Origin of the sequence: Marininema mesophilum, from assembly GCF_900106775.1 — a bacterium.
GTDB lineage: Bacteria > Bacillota > Bacilli > Thermoactinomycetales > DSM-45169 > Marininema > Marininema mesophilum.
The window spans coordinates 87249-107081 of record NZ_FNNQ01000012.1 but is presented as its reverse complement, the minus strand read 5'-3'; the positions used below and the strand labels follow the sequence as shown (position 1 = coordinate 107081).

Here is a 19833-nt window from a genome sequence, read left to right as displayed (position 1 = left end):
TTACTTTCGCATATTCTCAACCAATACAGCCATCCCCTGTCCTACCCCAACACACATTGTAGCGAGCCCCCAGCGGCCCTGCCGCCGAATTAGCTCATGCACCAAGGTGGTAAGAATACGGGCTCCACTAGCACCCAATGGATGCCCTAGAGCGATAGCTCCACCGTTGACATTCACCTTTTCGGGATCCAGGCCCAACTCCTTCATACAAGCGATCCCTTGAGCAGCGAAGGCTTCATTTAGCTCAACTAGATCCATGTCCTGAACAGAAAGACCTGTCCGAGCCAACAATTTACGTACGGCTAAGACTGGACCGATCCCCATGTATGCTGGATCACAACCGGATACAGCAACAGCGTGAACGCGTGCCATCGGTTTCATCCCAGCCGACTCTGCCTGTTCCTTTTCAGCAATCAGTAAAGCTGCGGCACCATCGTTGATACCGGAAGAATTGCCCGCAGTCACGGTTCCTTCTTTGCGAAAAGCTGGGGCGAGAGTGGCCAGTTTCTCTAGCGTGGTACCTGGACGTAGATGCTCATCCCGTTGGATGACAACCGGGGCGCCTTTCCGTTGAAGCCGTGTCACCGGAACGATTTCATCAGCAAAGCGTTCCTCTTCCCAGGCACGGGCGGCTCGGAGTTGGCTTGTTAAGGCAAACGCATCCTGTTCCCCTCGAGAAACATTATACTTGGTAGCTACATTCTCCGCAGTCTCTCCCATACTATATGGGTAATGAATAGCGGCCAACTGGGGGTTGATAAAACGCCAACCAAGGGTTGTATCCACTAGCGTATGGTCTCCCCGAGACTGGCTTCCTCCAGGTTTCATCATCACCAGGGGAGAACGGGACATGCTCTCCACTCCGCCAGCGATGAAAAAATCACCACTTCCCATCAAGAGGGACGCTGTCGCCTGATTGACCGCCTCCAGACCAGAAGCACAGAGTCGATTAACCGTCACTCCAGCCACTTCCACAGGAAGGCCTGCTAACAATCCCGCCATCCGGGCAACATTCCGATTATCTTCCCCAGCTTGATTGACACATCCAAGCATCACATCTTCGATCCGACTGTGAACCATCTTTGGGTTCCGATCCAATAGTGCACGAATCACTCCTGCCGCTAAATCATCCGGACGCACATCAACTAGTGCTCCTTGAAATCGACCAATTGGTGTACGAACAGCATCGACGATCACAGCTTCACGCATGTCCTTTACCTACTTCCATCTTTTCATACTGATAAAATCCACGACCTGCCCTTCGCCCTAACCGATTCGCGTATACCATCCGCCTTAGAAGTGGAGCAGGGCGATAACGATCCTCTCCCAATTCTTCAAAAAGACCCTTTAGAATCCACAATACTTGATCAATCCCAATTCGATCCGCCCACTCCAGCGGCCCAAAGGGATGACGGGTCCCTTGTTTCATCGCTCGGTCAATGTCTCGGCTCTCCGCCCCGCGTTCCGTCAATAGCCAAGCGGCTTCGTTCACCATAAGGGCCCAAGTACGAGGAAAGACCAGTCCAGGCTCATCACCAAGAATCTCCACTCGCTTTCCCCAGGACTCCCAGAGGTGAACTCCTTTCTCCCAAACAGGGGCATCCTCTGCCTGTAAAGGTTGGCTAATTTCTAGAACGCCTGATTCCTGTAACAACAAGGGAGAAAATCCTGAAAGCCGTTCGGGATGTTCTAAATTTGCTGCCAAGCGAGTCGCACAGTAAGCAAGGGTTGATGTGAAGATCGGTACCTCCGAAGCTACCAAGCGTTCCGCCATTTGTAGATCCGTGATTTTTGATTCAAGGGGGCCAGCTGTTACATCCATTACAGCAACTACCCTGCCATTTTCATAGGGGGGCACCTCAGAAAGGGTACGAACCTTCACCTTTTTGTTTCGGAAAAATTGATGGACTTCCTCAGCCAAGGGGGCTTCCCCTATCAACAGTACTTCATTCATCATAGGTGTAATGCCCCCTTCCAGATTTTCGACCGAGTGCACCACTTTCCACTAGCTTCCGTTGCGCAGGATGAGGCCGAAAGCGTGGATCTTGGAAATTGCCTTCATAAACAGCCACTGAGGCAGCATAATTGATGTCAATGCCGATTAGATCCTGCAATTCAAAGGGCCCCATCGGAAAGCCTGCTTCTCTAAGAATACGATCCACTTGACTTTTTTCAGCTACACCATCTCCAACGATTCGATAAGCTTCGTTATGAAAAGGACGAGCCACACGATTGACCAAGAACCCCGGAGTGTCCTTCACCATGACCGCTTCTTTACCCAGATTACTCATCCACTCTGCCGCTTGCTTCGCTACCTTCTCATCGGTCCGTTCCCCAGATACTACTTCGACTAGCGGCATGATCATCGCTGGATTAAAAAAGTGGAGACCCATCATTCGTTCCGGACGATGAAGAACCGTTGCGATTTCCGTTACAGATAAAGAGGAGGTATTGGTCGCAAGCCACGCCTGGTCGTCTACTACCTTTTCTACTCCTGCGAAAAGCTCTCGCTTTACTTCTAAACGTTCTACTACTGCTTCAATCACACACGTCACATGAGATAAACTAGAGAGATCCGTCACAGGATGGATACGTGCTATAACACTCTCCCGCGCTTCCCGACTCAGTTTTTTCTTCTCCTCCAGGCGTAACAGGCGGGCGCGGATAGACTCTAGCCCTTTTACGAGGGGCTCTTCATCGATATCATAGAGAAAGGTTTCGCATCCTGCGGTAGCAAGAAACTGGGCAATACCCCCACCCATCGTTCCTGCTCCTAGGACGGCGCATATCTGTCCTGCTTTCATAATCAACTCTCCCGAGCAACTTCACCGATCATCATCGTCACCAGTGGACCTGCAAAATCCATCACATCTTTAGCAGCGGCACGCCCCTCAGGAGAGCCCATCGCAGCATCCAAGGCTGCCCGATCTTCAAAATACATTGCCGCCTCCATATAGTACTTGGCATCTCCTCCCATCGGGGCTGACTGCATCCGTGTCACTTCCAACTTTTTCAGTCCAGGCATTTTCTCCACTAAGGGTGTGTGTGTCTCTTCATAATGCTTATCGAAATCTTCTCTAGCCTCAGGATGCTTGTACAATGCTACTAATTTCACCATATTGGATCTCCCCTTTATTCATAGATAGAATTTACATCCATTGTGGATGCTTCTTCGGTTAGTCATCCTGTAAGAATTCATGTCTTACGACTTCATTATTCGCCTCTACCTCCTCAACATAGCGTCTCGTTGGTCTATCACCCGTACGGCCTTTCCTTCGCTTCGAGGAAGAGTCCCAGGTTCCATGAGATTAATCTCCGTGGTCACTCCCAAAATCTCCTTTAAACGCTGACGCAGGTTCGCACTCAGTCGGTGACTCTCATCATCAGTTGGATCAAAATGACTTCCGCCCTTCGTTCCAAAAAACTCTGGGTTCACCTCCACTTCCAGGGTAAGAGCGTCAAGGGTATCCACACGATTGACTAAGAGTCGATAATGGGGGGCAAATTCCTTCATCCCAAGTACCACCGGTTCGATCTCAGAGGGAAATACATTGACCCCACGGATAATTAACATATCGTCGATACGTCCTTTAATCCGAGACATCCTCGCATGTGTTCGCCCACATCGGCACGCCTCCCTCGTCAGACTAGCAATGTCCCCTGTACGATAACGAAGAATCGGAAATGCCTCTTTCGTCAACGAAGTGAAAACGAGTTCTCCTTCTTGTCCATCAGACAATGGTTCACCTGTGTTTGGATCAACTATCTCAGGTAGAAAGTGGTCTTCCGCAATGTGAAGTCCATTTTTCCCTTCACGGCATTCCATGGAGACTCCTGGACCGATCACCTCCGATAATCCATAAATATCGAGGGCATCGATCCCCCAAATCCCTTCCAGAGCTTGTCTCATTTCCTCTGACCAGGGCTCGGCACCAAAAATGCCATATTCGATGGATGTATCTAAAGGGTCTACCCCTTCTGCCATCATCATTTCTGCCAGACTAAGCAGAAAAGAAGGCGTCCCTGCAACCCCTCTTGGTGCAAAATCGTGGATTAGAGTAATTTGACGAGAACGATTCCCCCCTGATACAGGTACCGTCACCGCTCCTAGCAATTCCGCACCATAATGCATTCCTAAGCCACCCGTAAATAAACCGTAGCCATAAGCATTGTGAAACACATCACCCGGGCGCCCCCCAGCAATTGCAATTGCGCGAGCACATACCTCTGCCCAGCATGTAATATCCCTTCTTGTGTAACCCACTACCGTCGGTTTTCCTCTCGTGCCCGAGGAGGCATGGATACGCACTACATCCTGACGATCAACGGCAAAAAGACCAAAGGGATACTGATCCCGCAGGTCCTTTTTGTAAGTAAAGGGCAAACGGTGAAGATCCTCCAACCCACGAAGGGATGTAGGATGAACACCCGTCGATTCCAATTTCTCTCGATAAAAGGGAACGCGATGCCACACACGCTCCACTGTTTCACGTAACCGATCTTCCTGTAGCCTGACTAAATCTTTCCGCGACAGTGTCTCTAGTTCTCGTTGAAACATGTTGACTCCCCCCTCTATCCCTCGAGAATGGACAAACACATGCTCATGCAACTCGATTAGGCTGGCTTCATGCCTTCAAAGGGTTCTTTACAACGACGGCAATAATAGATCGCACGGCATGCAGTAGGACCAAAAAGGTTGTGCACATCCCCCTCCACCTCTCCACAGTAGGGACAGGCTGGAACCCGATGGTGTAGCTCTTCCATGTCCTGAAGCGGAGGAGCAATACCAAACTCCGTCAATTTTTTTCTTCCTTCTTGCGTAATCCGATCACTAGTCCATGGAGGATTCATCACAACCTGCACGGATACCTTCTCCACTTTATCCACTTTAGCTAGTCGCTTTTCTACCTCGGAGCGGATCATATCCAGCGCAGGACAGCCCACAAAGGTTGGGGTTAACTCTACGTAGGCCTCTTCACCTCTTCGCTCTGCAAGGTTCACAATCCCCAGTTCGACGATGCTCACCGCTGGAATCTCAGGATCCTTCACATCCTGAAGTGCTTCGATGAGGTCAGGATCATGAATCATCACTGTCATCGCTATCCCTCCCTTACCATTGAGCGGCTGGATCCAAATTGTACACAGAGGATAAATCCAGAAGTAATCGATCCATTTCAGGAGAGTGCTCGCCAACACGCCCATCCTTCTCAGGTTGCTGTAAGTCCTCAATCCAAGGTATACCTGCTTCAGCAAATACTGGCCGAACACGCTCCTGCCATCGATGCTGTAATTCAAAAGAACTAACTGGGATAATCTTTTTCGTCAGTAGCTCCTCTTCCCAAGCTCCCCAGGAAAAGAGACCTCCCACATCCGACCACAATTGATCAATGGCAAATTCCATTCGTTTACGCGCTTCTCCTCCCGCCCCACCCAACCTTACAAACCAAAGATGCAGATGAAGCAGATGGTACCGTTCTTCACGGCGGATTTTCGCTACTCCTTCTGATAATGGACGATATTCTGAATCGGCTAAAGCTTCTAAGCGCAGGGCATCAAAGGTATCATAGAAAAAGTGGCGAACAATCGTATGTGCCCAATCTCCATTTTCCCTCTCCGTCAGCAGCGCATTTCGCCGCTCATTAGCCGGTCGCGCAAAGGCGAGGGCATCTGCACTGCAATCACTCAGCTCTGCCAATAGCTCATAGTAAAATGTAGCATGGCCTACTTCATCCTGAGCAATGGAACTAAAAGCAACATCCTCTTCAATATCCGGTGCCAGTCCTAGCCATTCAGAATCCCGATGCCCGATACATAGCTCATCGTCTGCCAATTGAAACAGTAGATCCGCTAGTGCCCTTCGATCAATCGAATTCGTCAAAACCATATCCACCAGCTTCCCATGCATCTCATCACCCCCGATCAACTGGAAGCGCTTTCATTTTTGCGTTTATCTTTTTCGCCATGTAAGTCTTCTACGATTTCATCCAAATGCAACACACGTTCCTTATACATCTTCCATAAGCGGCCATTCTCAGGGTAACCACCTGCTTCGCGATACTTCCGATCCATTTCTCTCGCGAACCAATCCACATCTGTATCATAGGGAGTTGCCGTTACACACTGACGAGGGACAACCCACAAATTTACACCGGATTCCCGACGCAAAAAATTCTCCCGGGCATTCATTAGAGCTACGTCTGGCGAGGGAGCCACTATACTTCCAACATGAGTATGAAAATCCGCTTGGGTTTTTTGTACAAAAACCTCGAAAACTTCATACTCTTCCGGCACATCATGTTCCTTCATCTTCCGCACCCCCTCTCACACAATCATCGAAACCGTTTTTTTGCGTGAGCGTAACATGGCTTCCCGGACCCATTGTTGCTCTTCATGGGCAAACCGACGTAAATCCACTCGTTGCTGAGACTTTGGCCCCTGATTCTCCTTCACAACCCTTCCGAATTTCTCCCAGTCGGGTTCTGTCCATATCCAACGTTTCGCCTCCTCATCATAGGAGAGTTTCGGATCAGGTACTTCCAGTCCAAGAGATCGAATTCGAGGCACATATTTGGTAAAAAACTGTTGCCTAAGCTCTTCATTGGTTTTGGTACGGATTCCATAATCAATCATCCGCTGAGCAGAAGCCGTTACCTCCACAGGACCAAAAAAGAAGAGTAGAGATTCCCACCAGCGATTTAGTGCATCCTGGAGCATCTGCCGCTGATCATCTGTTCCCCCTGCTAGAGTTAGGATAATGCTTTCTCCGTGTTGCATATGAAAGCTCTCCTCCGCACAGATTCGTTTTAGTACCCGAGCATAAGGACCATATGAAGTATGAAGGAGTGCGGCTTGATTGATGATCGCTGCCCCATCTACCAACCAACCAATGATTCCAGCATCCGCCCAGGTAGGTGCTTCCATATGAAAAACATTATGAAATTTAACTCGCCCATGGATCACATCTGTGACCAAATCCTCACGCGTTCGTCCAAAGGGTGCAGCTAAATCCTCTGCTACGCGAAGCAACAATTGACCATGACCCATCTCATCTTGAACCTTGGCCATAATCGCCAATTTCCGTTTCAATGTCGGTGCTTTTGGCACCCATTCTTTCTCAGGCAAAGCACCCATAATCTCGCTGATTCCATGCATATGAATGAGCTTCAATAGGAGTTTCCGATACTCATCTGGCATCCAGTCCGTCGCTTCTATCTTATATCCCGCTTTGATCCGTTCCATAAACCGGATCTCTTTATCCGCTATGCTCACGACCGGCTACCTCCTCCCGATAATCCAATCCTGTCAATAAGATTGTCGCAAATCGTTCTGCCACTTCCTCTGGAGTCAATTCACCTGCTGGTTGATACCATTGATAAAGACCGTTCATCGCAGACAAGATTAAGAGGCGCGTAAACTTCTCATCGAGTGATCGAAAACTTCCCTCTCTCATCCCTTCTTCCAATAGTTGCGACCACAGCCCTTCATATTTATCTCGTTTTCTCTGAATGCAAGCACTTCGTTCATTCGTCAAGGATCTCCACTCATGAAAAAAAACCGTGGCTGCTTCCAGATGATCCGCAATCACACGCACATGAGCTATCATTGCTTTTCGTAATTTGGTGACTACATCTCCTTCCCCTTCTACAATCGGACGAACCGATTGCAGGAAGTGTTCTGCTCCTCGGTCTGTAATCTCAAAGAGAAGATCCTCCTTGGATTGGATATGGGCATACAGACTACCAGACAAGATACCACTCGCTTCAGAGATGTCTCTAATCGTTGTCGCATGATATCCCTTCCTACTAAAGAGGCCACTTGCCTTTTCTAATATTTGTTCCTTTCGTCCAACCCTAGGCATCACTACTCCCCTTTTCTACACCAAAAAACAAGCGCTTGCTTGCCTTCAGCATATAGAAAAAAACGCATCCTTGTCAATGATCCGAATCAATTTTTAATTTGGTAAATAAGGGATTGTCAACCCCTATCGAATCTGTTAAGGTAGAAATACAACCACGATGTCACGAAATGTTCACCTGTTGATCAATGAATGTTCACTACTCCTGCAGAAAGGGTGTTGCAGATGCCTGGCTCACTCATCCTCTTTGGTGTCGTAATCTACCTTCTCTTCTTCACCTTCATGGCGTTCTTCCTGGGTCGTGCCGTGCTCGCCGAACATCGTCAACAGGTTGCCCTGGAAGCGGAAGCCCAATGGCAAGTAAAAGCACCACCAAATAATAAAGGTAAAAATGAAAACGTTTCCATCAAAACGCGTCGGACTCCTATCACTTCCACTTAACGTTATTAACAAGAATAACCTCAATCGCCACAATGCGGCATTTTAAACAACCTGAGCTCGGTAATCCACCGGGCTCAGGTTGTTTAAAATGGATTTAGAAGCATTTGATGGTTGTAGATTTGTGGAGGACAAGCCGTTTTAACGTGCCAAGCCACCTGTTTACAGGGCACATCATCACACCACATGGCCAACGTGATGAGACAGATTTTTCTCATAAAATGAGCGTTGCCAAGGGTTTCTCTACATTACCAATAGACTTCATCTTATATGGAAAATAAACATAATTTAACCAATTATTCGGAGTTATTTTAATTTTACATCTTATTCCATTTGTATAGACGGAGACGCCGGATGCGGATACAATTACCTCCGATAACAGTTATTGGAGGGGATCGCAATGAAAGTCCTACGGATGGGATTCACCTTTTTAACGGCTTCTGTCATCGCTTTGGGATTTCAAACAGGTGCCTTTGCCGCCACGGAGAAAGTACCAGCACCAAGTAATCATCAGGTTAAAAAGGCTACAAACTATCAAGAAGAATCGTCTCGATATGATCTGCCTTTAAGCGTTCAAGAGGAGATCGATGTCCTTCTCGCTAAGCAGGAAAAAGGTCTCTCATCCATCAAAGCAGACGGCAGAACCTATGTGATTCTCTCCTTCGGTCCTCGTCCTTCCTCTGGTTATACATTCGATATAGAACAATTTACACAGTGGGGTTCTGATATCTACATTACCACCCATGAAACGCCTCCTGCTGATGGTCAAATTATTAATTTCCCCATCACCAATCCAATCACTGTCCTCTCGATAGAAGGAGAGCAAGACCTCAACTTTTACTGGTCCGCCCATTAATGTAACCTAAAACCCGCCATCTGGCGGGTTTTTTATACATCCGGATCGATCATCTCTTCTAACCAACTCGTAATAGATGAATGGGGAAGAAATGCTTCTCCTCGGTATTCATGAGGAATTCCCTCCAATTCCTTTGGTACAACAACCTCTGTAAAATAACCATTACTTAAAAAAATCGGTACCACAAGTAAGCGACCACGCATAGCAAGCGCCTGCGCCTTCGGCCTTACATCCTTCGTACGTAGCATCGCATAGTCGATACTCGAAAACTTAAAGCGTTCAACGAGTGCAGCTGCAAGTTCTGCCAAACCCCGCTCCCATCGCTCGCGAAATCCAGCCTTTTCACTTCCATGGGCGACCAGCAGAATGGACTCCTCCTTCGGTTCTTCAGCGAGCATTGCCACTCGTTCTTCGATAATTTCAATGATCCGAGGATGTGCATCCATTCCCTGACTTGGAATCACCTCCGCTGTTACCTTTATTCGATCAAGGTTAGTAGGTAATCGAGGCGACTCAATCACACCCAAGGAATACCAAATCTCTTCCAAATGGGTACTTCCCGAACTAACAAAAAGGGGAATCGCTAAAATCCGTTCAACTCCCTGACTCTCTAATTCCTTCACCCCATCTGGAATGAGGCGACCAGGAACCAATTCCAAATAGCCAATCGCGATAGGAAGATCCGTCTTCACTCGTGCGACCGCTTCATCCACAAGACGATTCCATTCAGCGCTTCGGGAACCATGAGCGATTACCAGTACGCCATTCTTTTTCATACGGGCCATATGCGTCACCTCTTTTTACGAAAACATTACTTCTACTCTACATCTAAAACATCTTGCAAAGGTAAGATCTCATTAGTCCCAAGAATTCCTTGCCTCAGACTGGGCACCCCAATCAATGCGTAACATCCACACTCACAAGACTATCTATACCCGAATTCGTTACATGACCCATAAGATGTAGTACCTCTTACATATCCTCTCTCATTCTACACCATCTGCTGAGTTTGCAATGTCAAGTATACGTCATATTATCTAACATAAAAGCCGCATTATCCACCGGAGATCTTTTTCATGTAAACTATCTTTACAAACAAGCGGTTTTATTATAAGATAAAACCCATAAGAACTACGCTACAGGGGGGGGTTTTTGTGGTGCTTACCCTGCTGTTATCCTCGAAAGACGACAACCTTTCAAAAGATGATTGCAAGCAAATACTTACCAGTGCTGATTGCCAAGTTCAACATGGTTCAATTGACAACCTTTCAGGCCTGTCACCTGACGTGGATGCCATCATTATCCAGTCTCTCTTCCCATCCACTTCCCTAAGTAAGGAACAAATGAAAATTCTTTTACACTTTCCTCTGCTCTGGTATTGGGAAGGTGCTTCGCCAGATATTTCACCTGAAGAAACCCATCATTTTGATGGCCTTTTATTTCCTAATATGCCTTCGGAATCTGTTCGCCTCACCCTTAATAACTCCCTAAGAAACCATCGTCACCGAATCCTCCTCCAAAAGGATAATGATAAGCTTGCCTATCAGTTAGAAGAACGACGCTGGGTAGATCGAGCTAAGTCAATTCTCCGTGAGGAACGTAACATTACAGAACAGGAGGCCTACACTTTTTTACGCAAGCAAGCGATGGACGAACGACGAAGGCTTCCAGAAGTTGCCGCTTCCCTTGTCCAATTTCATAAGATGTTGGAGAAACCAAGGGAAGCTGAACACATTCGCGGTTAAATGGTTCGCTGGTTATATAAGCGTATAGAATGAAGGAGAAGGTTGTTAACCTAGTAGAAATCTACTGGGTTATTTTTTCGTTGCCGATTACAGTATACAAGGGAATCTGGATGCAAATGATACTTTTATAACGGTTCCATTTTATCAAACAAAAATAACCCATTTATATCCTCTTTTTCATTTTGTCAAGGACTAATTTCTTATAAAATAACAAGTATTCCCTGTATTTTTTCTGTAAATCTCCAGATGTATGATACCATTAAGTTATTGCCACCTCCCCAGAGTATTTCCATCTGGGACAAAACAAACCGGGAGGACAATCCGTGGATTTTTACACTCGCCTTAAAAATTACTTTCCAGAAGAAGAATTAAAAAAGTATGCTCACCTTCGTGACTTGTTAAACAATCAAGATACGTATTACAAAGCAGAAAATGAGGACTATCTACTCCTCTACAGTGAGTTTGACACATTTATCTTTGTAGACTACCTCCTCGTAAGTGGAAAAACACGAGGGAAAGGTGTCGGTACTCAGGTCCTTGATAAGCTAAAAGATACGGGGAAGGCGATCATTCTTGAAGTAGAACCCCCTACCTCTTCCGTTCCTGATTCGGAAAAGCGTATTCGATTTTATGAAAAGAATGGGTTTCAACTAGCGGATCAGATCCATTACAATCTAGAAACTGAAGACGGTGAAGCTCTTGAGTTAGATATTTATTATTGGAGCCCGACTCCCCTTACCCAGGAAGAAGTAATGGAGAAAATGGCTACAGCCTGCGATGAAGTTCATAATTTCCGTTCCATGCTTCACTACGGAAAAATTCGGGCTAATCCAGAAGAAGTATTAGAACTGAAAGAACCTGTCACCCACTAACTTCAACCCAAGGAACCCCCGGATTTAACCGCGGGGTTCCTTTATTCTGGGGTCATTGAATATACGCAGCTTGATGCAATAGTTCACTTAATGGGACGATACTGTATCCGCGAACGCGTAGTTCCTTAATGACTGTAGGAAGAACTGCTACAGTATTGTTCAGTCCCCCTCTCCCGGCTAAAGAGTGCATAAGAATAATACTACCAGACTGGACTTTTTTGAAGATATTTGACAAGATCTGTTGTTTGGAAATTCCGGCCCAATCCCTACTATCTACATCCCATAAAACTAACAATCGATGTGTACTTGTCAACAACCGAAGAATAGTTTGATTAATTCCACCATAAGGGGTTCTCACGTATCGGGGAGTGACCCCAGTTAACTGCATAATCTTCACGGTAGTTTGGTTGAGTTCCTTTTGAATCGTTGTGGCCGACATCGAGCGGAAGTCTTTGTGCGTATACCCATGTACCCCTAAAATATGGCCTTCACGGTTGATTCGTTGTAATTCAGCTGGGTACTTAACCACTTGCTGCCCCAGTACAAAAAAAGTTGCTTGCGCACTCTCTCTTGCTAGTGTATCTAGAATACGAGGGGTATAGCGATCATCCGGGCCATCGTCAAAGGTTAAGGCGACCTGCTTCTGATCCCTTGGGCCATTAAAAAATACAGGTTGAAGATCAAGACGTTGCCAATTATACAGGATCTGCGCTTCACGTTGCTGGAAGTAGGTATGATACTGCGAAGGAGCTGGTGGAAGATACGGAAAGGGTAACCAGTATCCAGGAGGATACCACCACATCATCTTCACCCCTATAGGTTGAAAAAAGTGTATTCTCTTACATTATTCATGTTTGGGCATATTAAGTCATATTCAAACTTTCTTGATCCCAACCTATCTTAATGACATTAACGATTAATCAGCACACCTGCACCCACATATCCATTATGGTAAGATAATTAAGGATCAGATTCCAAGGAGGTAGTACACCATGGCCACCAAAGGTACCATTGAATTAGAAAACGGTGAAGTACTTGATTTAGAGTTTTACCCCGAAGCAGCACCTAGCACCGTGGAAAACTTTAAAAAACTAGCCAATGAAGGTTTTTATAACGGTCTCTCTTTTCATCGCGTGATCCCTGGCTTCGTCAGCCAAGGCGGTTGCCCCATCGGCAACGGCACGGGCGGTGCTGGATATACCATCAAGTGCGAAACAGCAGACAACCCTCACAAACATGAGCCTGGCTCCCTATCTATGGCCCATGCTGGCAAAGATACAGGTTCCAGTCAATTCTTTATCGTTCACGATGCACAACCCCATCTTAATGGCGTTCATACAGTATTTGGCAAAGTAACAAAGGGTGTGGAAGCTGCACAGAACATGAAAGCTGGCGACCGTATGAACAACGTACGTGTCTGGGAAGATTAAGTAAAGCGATATTGGTAATATAAAAAAGCCTAGGATTGCTTGGATTGCAATCCCTAGTCTTTTTTATGGAAAATCCACAGGTGGATCAGAACCCCTTATCAATAGACATTGACCGAGTTCTCGCCATTGAAGGAGGTCGGATATGATGAATCACCATAGTCTTAATAAACGGTTTTTACCTATACCGAAATCTCCTGTGTGGTGGCAACATCAGCAAAGGTAGCCATAATTTCCGTCGCATGAGCATGATGTGACTCCTCACTAAACTTATCCATCTCCTTCGCATTAGAAGCATCATGTATAAAAATCATCTGATGACCCCGATGATAACCCTCTACAATAGTAGATAGACAACACATCGTTGATCCATAGCCCACAATATGAATTCGATATTCCTTCAATCGATCCATCATCTCTGAAAACTCCTCCGATGAAAAACAAGAAAACTTGTACTTTGTTATTTCTCTTTCCCCTATACGCGGTTCAAAACCTTGCACAAAATCGCTAAACTCAGAATCAGCGTTAAAAATCTCCCCCTCCTGCAAATGTCGCACGTGCACAACCATCCATCCCTCTGTACGCGCTTTCTCCAACATCGTCTTCGCATTTTCCAGCGAGGGCCCAATCGATCGAATATAAAACGGTCTCCCCTCTGTTACATACTCCCTCTGGATATCAATCAACACCAATGCATTCCGTTCATTCATATCATCAGCTCCTTTTAGATATTAAAGCGATCCTCACCATGTAATTATGTGCACTATTCTCGACCTACCATCTCCCTTCCTTCAAAGCGATCAAATTCAGCCTATCTTCCCCCATAAAAAATCAACTCCCACAAAATATCAGAGGGAGTTGATTTAATAGACGAATATTTTAATATATCAAATCAATAAACTGCTCCTTCGTTAAATTGCCAAAGTACTCCTCAATTTTCACATCAGCCATAACACTCAATAGGTCCTTACGATCATAACGACGACCTATTAGCATGCGTTCCATTTCCTGAACCTCACGAATGCCAAAAAAATCACCAAAGATCACACATTGCCGAATCACGCCCTTTTCCACCTGGAGACGGATATCAACACTTCCTACACCCTCAAACCGCCGGGAATGCTCCACATTAAATTTAGGCGAGTGGCCAAAGTTCCAATCCCAGTTCTGGTATCGCTGAGCAGAGATTTGCTCTATTTTTCCCCAATCTTCCTTGGTCAACTGATACTGGGGGATCTCCTCATGCTCTTCAAAGATATAGTGGAGAAGCGTCTCTCGAAACTCCTCAATTGTCATTTTTCTATTTATATATTCTTTGATATTCGCCACTCTGCTCCGCACAGACTTGGTACTCTTTGATTGGAACTTCTCCTTTTTCACCTTTAGGGCATCAGTTACCGCATCGAGATCCACATCAAACATCAGCGTACCATGACTAAACATTCGTCCCTTCGTAGAAAACTGAGCGTTCCCTGAGATTTTCTTCTCTCCAATCTGCAGATCATTCCGACCGGTTAACTCCGCTGCTATCCCCAAACGGTGGAGAGCTTTTACTACAGGTTGAGTGAATTTGCGGAAGTTGAGAAAACTCTCCCCATCATCCTTCGTGATAAAACTAAAGTTCAAATTCCCCCGGTCATGATAGACCGCTCCTCCACCAGAAAGACGACGCACCACATGAATCCCCTTTGTTTGGCAATACTCCACATGGATTTCCTCCACCGTATTTTGGTTGCGCCCAATTATGATCGAGGGTTCATTGATGTAAAACAACAGATAATCTTCATCTATATCAAGATGCTTTAGGATATATTCCTCAATCGCCAGATTAACTCTGGGATCATAGTTTTTCTCATTATCAATAAATAACAAGGGTGGTCCCCTCCTCATCAGTAACTACCTTCTTATTGTAGACAAGTAAACGGACCGAAAGCAATTTTACGTGTGACAAATTGAAATGGAAACATCCCTAAACAAAAAAGCCAGCGGCTACTTATAGCCCTGGCTTGATTCAAGCATAGCACTCATTGATGAGCATCTTCCCGTGAGGCGCTCCTCAATCCCCATTTACACTAGCATATCCTGCTTTTTCCGCATCTGATTTTGTAAGGAAAAATACACGCTGTTCAATCGGAACCTTTTTATAATCAGCAGGGTCGACATACTTTTTTGTCTTATAGTCACCTACATATTTATCGGGTTCACGATCTCCTACTCGCAAACGGAATTCAAAAGGCATTTCTGGGTTTTCTGATTTCCACATACCAGAACCGTCTTTTTTCGCTTCGAGAAGCGCAGAACGGTATTCCGTAAAGTCACCCATATTAGGCGCGATATAATAGGTTACTGCTAAACCACGCCGTACCATTTCTTCATTCACATCTAGTTTATCAGTATTAATATGAGCCAAAATACGTCCATACTGATCTTTTTCTGTTTTATCTGTCTCTACCGTTACTGAAGTACCTTCAGGTAAAAGTTTTTTTAGCTCTTTCTTTGCTTCTTCTCCATACTTCCCTTGACTTTTCCCTTGATAATTGGTCTCCGGAGCATCGATGGATAATAAACGGACCTTGGTACTCCCAAGTACTTCTTTATTTAGATGAACCGTGTCCCCATCTACTACCGACTGAATTGACGACTTGTAAGTAGCCGCCTCTGTATGACTCGGCAAAGAAAACATCAGGGTCATACTCAAAACAGCTAGTCCCAAACCATTCATTCCCATACGAATACGCATCTGTAAAACCTCCCTTAATTATTTCCTGGCATACCCTTTTTATTTCATTTTTTTAAAAATACCCATAACTACCTTACAACATATTTGCTGATGATGTAAACACTTACATATCTAAAATTCATGAATAATTTAGGAAATATTAAAAAATCCTTCACCTACAATTGAGGTGAAGAATGAAATAAATTCTATGATGCCGTATTTTTATTATTTTGGTATAAAATGTAATTTACTAGGTATTCAACAAAAATAAAGCCAGAGCTACATAGCCTCTGACTTGGCATACAACAAATATTCCTTTCTCATTATAGATAGCACATAAATATGTTACTTATTCTGAGTGCCCTTAGTTGGTGTACTAGGAGATGTTTTCCACTCTCCACCATCTGGCACCCTAGCCCAGGATGAATTTTTGGTTGCAGCCGTATAGTGATAGGAATCGACTACCGACCCATCAGCGGTTTGTAACGTTACATCATCGCCACCATTATTAAAGTAGGAAGAAGGTTCCCAGACAAAGTATCCTTTCGCTGGTAGCTTTGTACCCTTTGGAATGGTGTATGGAGAAGAACCGCTCTTCACCGTATCATCGAGGATATAACCACCAAGATCCACTGCTTCATTTCCTGAGTTATAAAGCTCTACAAACTCCTTACCAGACCCTGGATACGGAAGCACTTCATTGATAAGCACTTTTCCCTGCGGTGTTCCACCACCGCCATCACCACTCGTATACCCAGCTTCCTTTGCCTCTGATTCGGTAAGGAAAAATACCCGCTGTTCGACAGGTACCTTATTATAATCCGCAGGACCAACGTATTTTTTCGTCTCATAGTTACCCACATATTTATCGGGTTCGCGATTTCCTACCCGTAAACGAAATTCGAAGGGTAGTTCTGTTAACGGATCCTTTGGATTCCATATACCAGAACCTGATTTTTGAGCTTCTAGGAGAGCTGACTGATAGTCAGTAAAATGACTCATATTGGGCCAGATATAATAGGTGACTGCAAGACCGAGGCGTACCATCTCCTGGTTCACATCTAGCTTATCTGTATGAATATACGCCAAAAGGCGGCCATACTGATCTTTTTCTGTTTTGTCGGTTTCCACGGTTACTGAAGTGCCTTCAGGAAGGAGTTTTTTCATCTCCGCCTTCGCGTCTTCCCCGTACTTCCCTTGACTTTTCCCTAGATAATTGGTCTCTGGAGCATCGATAGAGAGTAAACGAACCGTGGTACTCCCAAGCACTGCTTCATTCAAATGAACTGTGTCTCCATCGACGACTGATTTAATCGTCGACTTATAAGTCGCTGCCTCTACATCATTGGGAACAAAAAATAAGATCACGGTACAGAGTAAAACCAACCCGGCTCCATTCATCCACCAACGAGTACGCATATCTTTGGCCTCCCTAAGTATTTATAGCAGTCACTGCAATTATACTATTACCCTGATTATATAACTAACATATTATTAATATAATAAAATATAAATGATATTATTTAATATAAAAATGAAAAAGATAATTCTGGTGCAAAGAAAACCGGCGGTTAGCCAGAAATACTTAGTTACCTATTTATCCAATTCCTTAATGATCATTTTCGGAGGAGTCGGGTAGGTCAAGCTCCTTAGGCCGCAAAAAACGTTTATGTCGGAATTTAAGGGTTCGCTTCAGGGGGCACAATAAGAATTCGCTATATCTAGGAACGTATCCTTGATTTACAGATACCTCAGTCCTCACCTACCCACGAAGACCATATGGCTTTCTCTATCCTACTGTGGTATAATTTCCTTTTGGAAGTATCTTTTCGGCAAACCGTTGGTTACCCGGCTTTGTAAACAGCCGGTTGCTTTTTTTATGAACATTTACAGCGTGAAGGAGGCCAGGGGCGCAAACTGCGCCCGGTCACATGAATCCTCAAGATATCCGCAACATTGCGATCATCGCCCACGTTGACCATGGGAAAACGACCCTTGTGGACGCGATGTTAAAACAAGCTCACATCTTTCGCGAGAACCAACAAGTCGCTGAACGAGTGATGGACTCGAACGACTTGGAACGGGAACGCGGCATCACCATTCTCTCTAAAAACACTTCCATCACCTACAAAGGCGTCAAGATGAACATCATCGACACTCCTGGTCACGCCGACTTCGGAGGCGAAGTGGAACGGGTGATGAACATGGTGGATGGGGTTCTTCTTTTGGTTGACTCCGTTGAAGGCCCTATGCCCCAGACCAAGTTCGTTTTGCGGCAAGCCTTAGAACGGGGACATAGAGCGATTGTAGTCGTTAACAAAATCGACCGTCCGAACGCTCGTCCTGACTATGTCGTTGATACGACCTTTGACCTCTTCGTCGACCTTGGAGCCAATGAAGAACAGGCCGATTTCCCCGTGATCTATACCAATGCGCTCACTGGACAATCCGGCCTTGATCCAGCAGAGATGCAGGATAACATGGAGTCTCTCTTTGAAGAAGTTCTAAAAACAATTCCTTCCCCAACGGTAGAGCCTGATGCTCCTACACAGATGCAGGCCACCCTGATGGGGTACGACGATTATAAAGGAAAGATTGTTATCGGCCGCCTAAACAGTGGTACGATCCAAAAGAACCAGAACGTTCTTCATATCCTCTCTGACGGTAGTCAGAAACCGCTAAAAGTGGCGCAAGTTTTTACCCATCAAGGACTTGGCCGTGTAGAAATAGAAACAGCAACGGCTGGGGATATCATCGCTTTGACAGGCCTTGGTAACGTTGGAATCGGTGACACGATCACTGATCCTGATGATCCTCGTCCACTGCCTCCAATCAAGGTAGAGGAGCCGACTCTTCGAATCACCTTCGGTGTAAACACAAGTCCTTTTGCAGGTCGTGAAGGTGACTTCGTCACTTCTCGTAAATTAAGAGAACGCCTCTTTATTGAATCGGAGCGTGACGTAGCTCTTAAAGTAAATGAGACCGAGTCCCCTGACACTTTCCTCGTCGCAGGACGTGGTGAGTTGCACCTTGGAATCTTGATCGAAAACATGCGTCGAGAGGGGTATGAATTCGAGGTTTCCAAACCAGAGGTTATCTTGAAAAAGATCGATGATACCTGGCATGAGCCAATCGAAACGGTAGAGGCTGAAGTGTCTGCAGATTACCAAGGGGCTGTTGTAGAACTCCTTGGGCAACGTAAAGGACAAATGACCGATATGCAAATACGGGACGATGGTAGCATTCGCTATACCTATCTCGTACCGACCCGTGGATTGATCGGTTTCCGTCAACAATTTATGACCGCCACGCGTGGGGAAGGGTTAATCAACACCCTCTTCGCTGGCTTCCAACCCCATGCAGGCGAAATCCAGACACGGGACCATGGATCACTTGTCGCTTGGGAACCAGGCAACGCTTCCAGTTACGGTCTCCATGCAGCCCAAGAACGGGGCACCCTGTTCATTCCAACTAATACGGATGTCTATGAAGGCATGGTTATTGGTCAGCATATTCGGGAAGGGGACCTGGATGTAAACGTCTGCAAAAAGAAACAACTGACCAACTTCCGCGCCTCCGGTTCTGATGATGCCCTTCGCCTAGAGCCCCCCCGTAACCTTTCCTTGGATGATGCCCTTGAGTATCTATCCGATGACGAACTCCTAGAAGTAACGCCGAAGGATTTCCGGATACGCAAACGGATTTTGCCTAAAAATGAACGGCGTAAGTATCAGAAATACGGTGGCAAAGTCAAACAATAAAAGTAGGTTAAGTAATAAAAGTAAGACCAGGTATTCTTGTCCCCTCTGATGGAGGAGATGACTACCTGGTCTTTTTTGCTTTCACTCCTCCATTTTCACGTATTAGCCATCCTTTTAACTCTCTATCGTAAGACAGCCTCTCTAAAATTTAGTATAATTT

22 protein-coding genes are annotated in these 19833 nt (G+C 45.6%); 6 read left to right on the top strand and 16 right to left on the bottom strand.

The features are described 5' to 3' along the window. The 10 genes from BLV90_RS12155 to BLV90_RS12110 form a co-directional block, all read right to left on the bottom strand. Complete coding sequence (locus BLV90_RS12155) at nt 1–1209, bottom strand: thiolase family protein (RefSeq protein ID WP_091741337.1); 1209 nt, start codon at nt 1207–1209, stop codon at nt 1–3. Further along, complete coding sequence (locus BLV90_RS12150) at nt 1202–1957, bottom strand: 3-hydroxyacyl-CoA dehydrogenase family protein (RefSeq protein WP_091741334.1); 756 nt, start codon at nt 1955–1957, stop codon at nt 1202–1204. The genes BLV90_RS12155 and BLV90_RS12150 overlap by 8 nt, the downstream gene beginning before the upstream one ends. Beyond that, on the bottom strand, nt 1947–2804 hold the full coding sequence (locus BLV90_RS12145) for a 3-hydroxyacyl-CoA dehydrogenase family protein (protein WP_091741331.1): 858 nt from the start codon (nt 2802–2804) through the stop codon (nt 1947–1949). Before BLV90_RS12145 ends, BLV90_RS12150 begins: the two co-directional genes overlap by 11 nt. A gap of 2 nt (nt 2805–2806) precedes the next feature. Next, on the bottom strand, nt 2807–3118 hold the full coding sequence (locus tag BLV90_RS12140) for an EthD family reductase (RefSeq protein ID WP_091741328.1): 312 nt from the start codon (nt 3116–3118) through the stop codon (nt 2807–2809). A gap of 105 nt (nt 3119–3223) precedes the next feature. Then, nucleotides 3224–4558 (bottom strand): phenylacetate--CoA ligase family protein, encoded by a 1335-nt coding sequence (locus BLV90_RS12135; RefSeq protein ID WP_091741326.1) that lies wholly within the window; start codon nt 4556–4558, stop codon nt 3224–3226. Between the two features lie 56 nt (nt 4559–4614). Then, on the bottom strand, nt 4615–5097 hold the full coding sequence (gene paaD, locus BLV90_RS12130) for a 1,2-phenylacetyl-CoA epoxidase subunit PaaD (protein WP_245726350.1): 483 nt from the start codon (nt 5095–5097) through the stop codon (nt 4615–4617). A 13-nt stretch (nt 5098–5110) separates the two neighbouring features. Beyond that, nucleotides 5111–5905: a 1,2-phenylacetyl-CoA epoxidase subunit PaaC gene (paaC, locus tag BLV90_RS12125; protein ID WP_091741324.1), complete on the bottom strand. Its 795-nt coding sequence runs from the start codon at nt 5903–5905 to the stop codon at nt 5111–5113. Between the two features lie 14 nt (nt 5906–5919). Continuing rightward, on the bottom strand, nt 5920–6306 hold the full coding sequence (locus BLV90_RS12120) for a phenylacetic acid degradation protein (protein WP_091741320.1): 387 nt from the start codon (nt 6304–6306) through the stop codon (nt 5920–5922). Between the two features lie 15 nt (nt 6307–6321). Next, nucleotides 6322–7239, bottom strand: coding sequence for a 1,2-phenylacetyl-CoA epoxidase subunit PaaA (paaA, locus tag BLV90_RS12115; protein ID WP_245726352.1), 918 nt, complete (start codon nt 7237–7239; stop codon nt 6322–6324). A 13-nt stretch (nt 7240–7252) separates the two neighbouring features. Continuing rightward, entirely contained in the window at nt 7253–7858 is a 606-nt protein-coding gene (locus tag BLV90_RS12110; RefSeq protein WP_091741317.1) for a TetR/AcrR family transcriptional regulator, read from the bottom strand. A gap of 222 nt (nt 7859–8080) precedes the next feature. Between BLV90_RS12110 and BLV90_RS12105 the strand changes: the two genes are divergently transcribed. Further along, the gene (locus BLV90_RS12105; RefSeq protein WP_091741314.1) at nt 8081–8296 is read left to right on the top strand and encodes a hypothetical protein; all 216 of its coding nucleotides are present in this window, start codon (nt 8081–8083) and stop codon (nt 8294–8296) included. Between the two features lie 397 nt (nt 8297–8693). Continuing rightward, nucleotides 8694–9149, top strand: a complete 456-nt coding sequence (locus BLV90_RS12100; protein WP_091741311.1) for a protease complex subunit PrcB family protein — start codon at nt 8694–8696, stop codon at nt 9147–9149. A gap of 32 nt (nt 9150–9181) precedes the next feature. Here BLV90_RS12100 and BLV90_RS12095 read toward each other — a convergent pair whose 3' ends face one another. Then, nucleotides 9182–9934 (bottom strand): sirohydrochlorin chelatase, encoded by a 753-nt coding sequence (locus BLV90_RS12095; RefSeq protein ID WP_091741308.1) that lies wholly within the window; start codon nt 9932–9934, stop codon nt 9182–9184. A gap of 372 nt (nt 9935–10306) precedes the next feature. Here BLV90_RS12095 and BLV90_RS12090 point away from each other — a divergent pair, with 372 nt between their 5' ends. Both BLV90_RS12090 and BLV90_RS12085 read left to right on the top strand, forming a co-directional pair. Continuing rightward, the gene (locus BLV90_RS12090; RefSeq protein ID WP_143035053.1) at nt 10307–10894 is read left to right on the top strand and encodes an ANTAR domain-containing response regulator; all 588 of its coding nucleotides are present in this window, start codon (nt 10307–10309) and stop codon (nt 10892–10894) included. A gap of 323 nt (nt 10895–11217) precedes the next feature. Continuing rightward, entirely contained in the window at nt 11218–11766 is a 549-nt protein-coding gene (locus BLV90_RS12085; protein ID WP_091741303.1) for a GNAT family N-acetyltransferase, read from the top strand. A 52-nt stretch (nt 11767–11818) separates the two neighbouring features. On the opposite strand, the gene BLV90_RS12080 is transcribed toward BLV90_RS12085, so the two are convergent. Continuing rightward, the gene (locus BLV90_RS12080) at nt 11819–12568 is read right to left on the bottom strand and encodes a polysaccharide deacetylase family protein (protein WP_177168039.1); all 750 of its coding nucleotides are present in this window, start codon (nt 12566–12568) and stop codon (nt 11819–11821) included. A 190-nt stretch (nt 12569–12758) separates the two neighbouring features. Between BLV90_RS12080 and BLV90_RS12075 the strand changes: the two genes are divergently transcribed. Continuing rightward, nucleotides 12759–13196 carry a peptidylprolyl isomerase gene (locus tag BLV90_RS12075; protein ID WP_091741297.1) on the top strand — a complete coding sequence of 146 codons (438 nt, stop codon included), beginning with the start codon at nt 12759–12761 and terminating at the stop codon, nt 13194–13196. A gap of 179 nt (nt 13197–13375) precedes the next feature. On the opposite strand, the gene BLV90_RS12070 is transcribed toward BLV90_RS12075, so the two are convergent. From BLV90_RS12070 to BLV90_RS12055, 4 genes are all read right to left on the bottom strand, one after another. Further along, entirely contained in the window at nt 13376–13903 is a 528-nt protein-coding gene (locus tag BLV90_RS12070) for a cysteine hydrolase family protein (protein WP_091741294.1), read from the bottom strand. A gap of 169 nt (nt 13904–14072) precedes the next feature. Further along, nucleotides 14073–15065 carry a lipoate--protein ligase gene (gene lplA / locus BLV90_RS12065; RefSeq protein WP_091741291.1) on the bottom strand — a complete coding sequence of 331 codons (993 nt, stop codon included), beginning with the start codon at nt 15063–15065 and terminating at the stop codon, nt 14073–14075. A 184-nt stretch (nt 15066–15249) separates the two neighbouring features. Further along, the gene (locus BLV90_RS12060) at nt 15250–15933 is read right to left on the bottom strand and encodes a thermonuclease family protein (protein WP_245726349.1); all 684 of its coding nucleotides are present in this window, start codon (nt 15931–15933) and stop codon (nt 15250–15252) included. A 324-nt stretch (nt 15934–16257) separates the two neighbouring features. After that, on the bottom strand, nt 16258–17331 hold the full coding sequence (locus BLV90_RS12055; protein WP_091741288.1) for a thermonuclease family protein: 1074 nt from the start codon (nt 17329–17331) through the stop codon (nt 16258–16260). Between the two features lie 512 nt (nt 17332–17843). Here BLV90_RS12055 and typA point away from each other — a divergent pair. Next, the gene (gene typA / locus BLV90_RS12050) at nt 17844–19673 is read left to right on the top strand and encodes a translational GTPase TypA (RefSeq protein WP_091741285.1); all 1830 of its coding nucleotides are present in this window, start codon (nt 17844–17846) and stop codon (nt 19671–19673) included. Nucleotides 19674–19833 lie beyond the last annotated feature (160 nt).

What these genes read in the sequence shown, in the direction of transcription:
- BLV90_RS12155 (WP_091741337.1), bottom strand. Translation starts at nt 1,209, where the DNA reads ATGCGTGAAGCTGTGATCGTCGATGCTGTTCGTACACCAATTGGTCGA.
- BLV90_RS12070 (WP_091741294.1), bottom strand. Translation starts at nt 13,903, where the DNA reads ATGAATGAACGGAATGCATTGGTGTTGATTGATATCCAGAGGGAGTAT.
- BLV90_RS12145 (WP_091741331.1), bottom strand. Translation starts at nt 2,804, where the DNA reads ATGAAAGCAGGACAGATATGCGCCGTCCTAGGAGCAGGAACGATGGGT.
- BLV90_RS12120 (WP_091741320.1), bottom strand. Translation starts at nt 6,306, where the DNA reads ATGAAGGAACATGATGTGCCGGAAGAGTATGAAGTTTTCGAGGTTTTT.
- BLV90_RS12080 (WP_177168039.1), bottom strand. Translation starts at nt 12,568, where the DNA reads ATGTGGTGGTATCCTCCTGGATACTGGTTACCCTTTCCGTATCTTCCA.
- paaC (WP_091741324.1), bottom strand. Translation starts at nt 5,905, where the DNA reads ATGCATGGGAAGCTGGTGGATATGGTTTTGACGAATTCGATTGATCGA.
- BLV90_RS12110 (WP_091741317.1), bottom strand. Translation starts at nt 7,858, where the DNA reads ATGCCTAGGGTTGGACGAAAGGAACAAATATTAGAAAAGGCAAGTGGC.
- BLV90_RS12095 (WP_091741308.1), bottom strand. Translation starts at nt 9,934, where the DNA reads ATGGCCCGTATGAAAAAGAATGGCGTACTGGTAATCGCTCATGGTTCC.
- BLV90_RS12150 (WP_091741334.1), bottom strand. Translation starts at nt 1,957, where the DNA reads ATGATGAATGAAGTACTGTTGATAGGGGAAGCCCCCTTGGCTGAGGAA.
- BLV90_RS12075 (WP_091741297.1), top strand. Translation starts at nt 12,759, where the DNA reads ATGGCCACCAAAGGTACCATTGAATTAGAAAACGGTGAAGTACTTGAT.
- typA (WP_091741285.1), top strand. Translation starts at nt 17,844, where the DNA reads ATGAATCCTCAAGATATCCGCAACATTGCGATCATCGCCCACGTTGAC.
- paaA (WP_245726352.1), bottom strand. Translation starts at nt 7,239, where the DNA reads ATGGAACGGATCAAAGCGGGATATAAGATAGAAGCGACGGACTGGATG.
- BLV90_RS12060 (WP_245726349.1), bottom strand. Translation starts at nt 15,933, where the DNA reads ATGCGTATTCGTATGGGAATGAATGGTTTGGGACTAGCTGTTTTGAGT.
- BLV90_RS12100 (WP_091741311.1), top strand. Translation starts at nt 8,694, where the DNA reads ATGAAAGTCCTACGGATGGGATTCACCTTTTTAACGGCTTCTGTCATC.
- BLV90_RS12140 (WP_091741328.1), bottom strand. Translation starts at nt 3,118, where the DNA reads ATGGTGAAATTAGTAGCATTGTACAAGCATCCTGAGGCTAGAGAAGAT.
- paaD (WP_245726350.1), bottom strand. Translation starts at nt 5,097, where the DNA reads ATGACAGTGATGATTCATGATCCTGACCTCATCGAAGCACTTCAGGAT.
- BLV90_RS12135 (WP_091741326.1), bottom strand. Translation starts at nt 4,558, where the DNA reads ATGTTTCAACGAGAACTAGAGACACTGTCGCGGAAAGATTTAGTCAGG.
- BLV90_RS12055 (WP_091741288.1), bottom strand. Translation starts at nt 17,331, where the DNA reads ATGCGTACTCGTTGGTGGATGAATGGAGCCGGGTTGGTTTTACTCTGT.
- BLV90_RS12105 (WP_091741314.1), top strand. Translation starts at nt 8,081, where the DNA reads ATGCCTGGCTCACTCATCCTCTTTGGTGTCGTAATCTACCTTCTCTTC.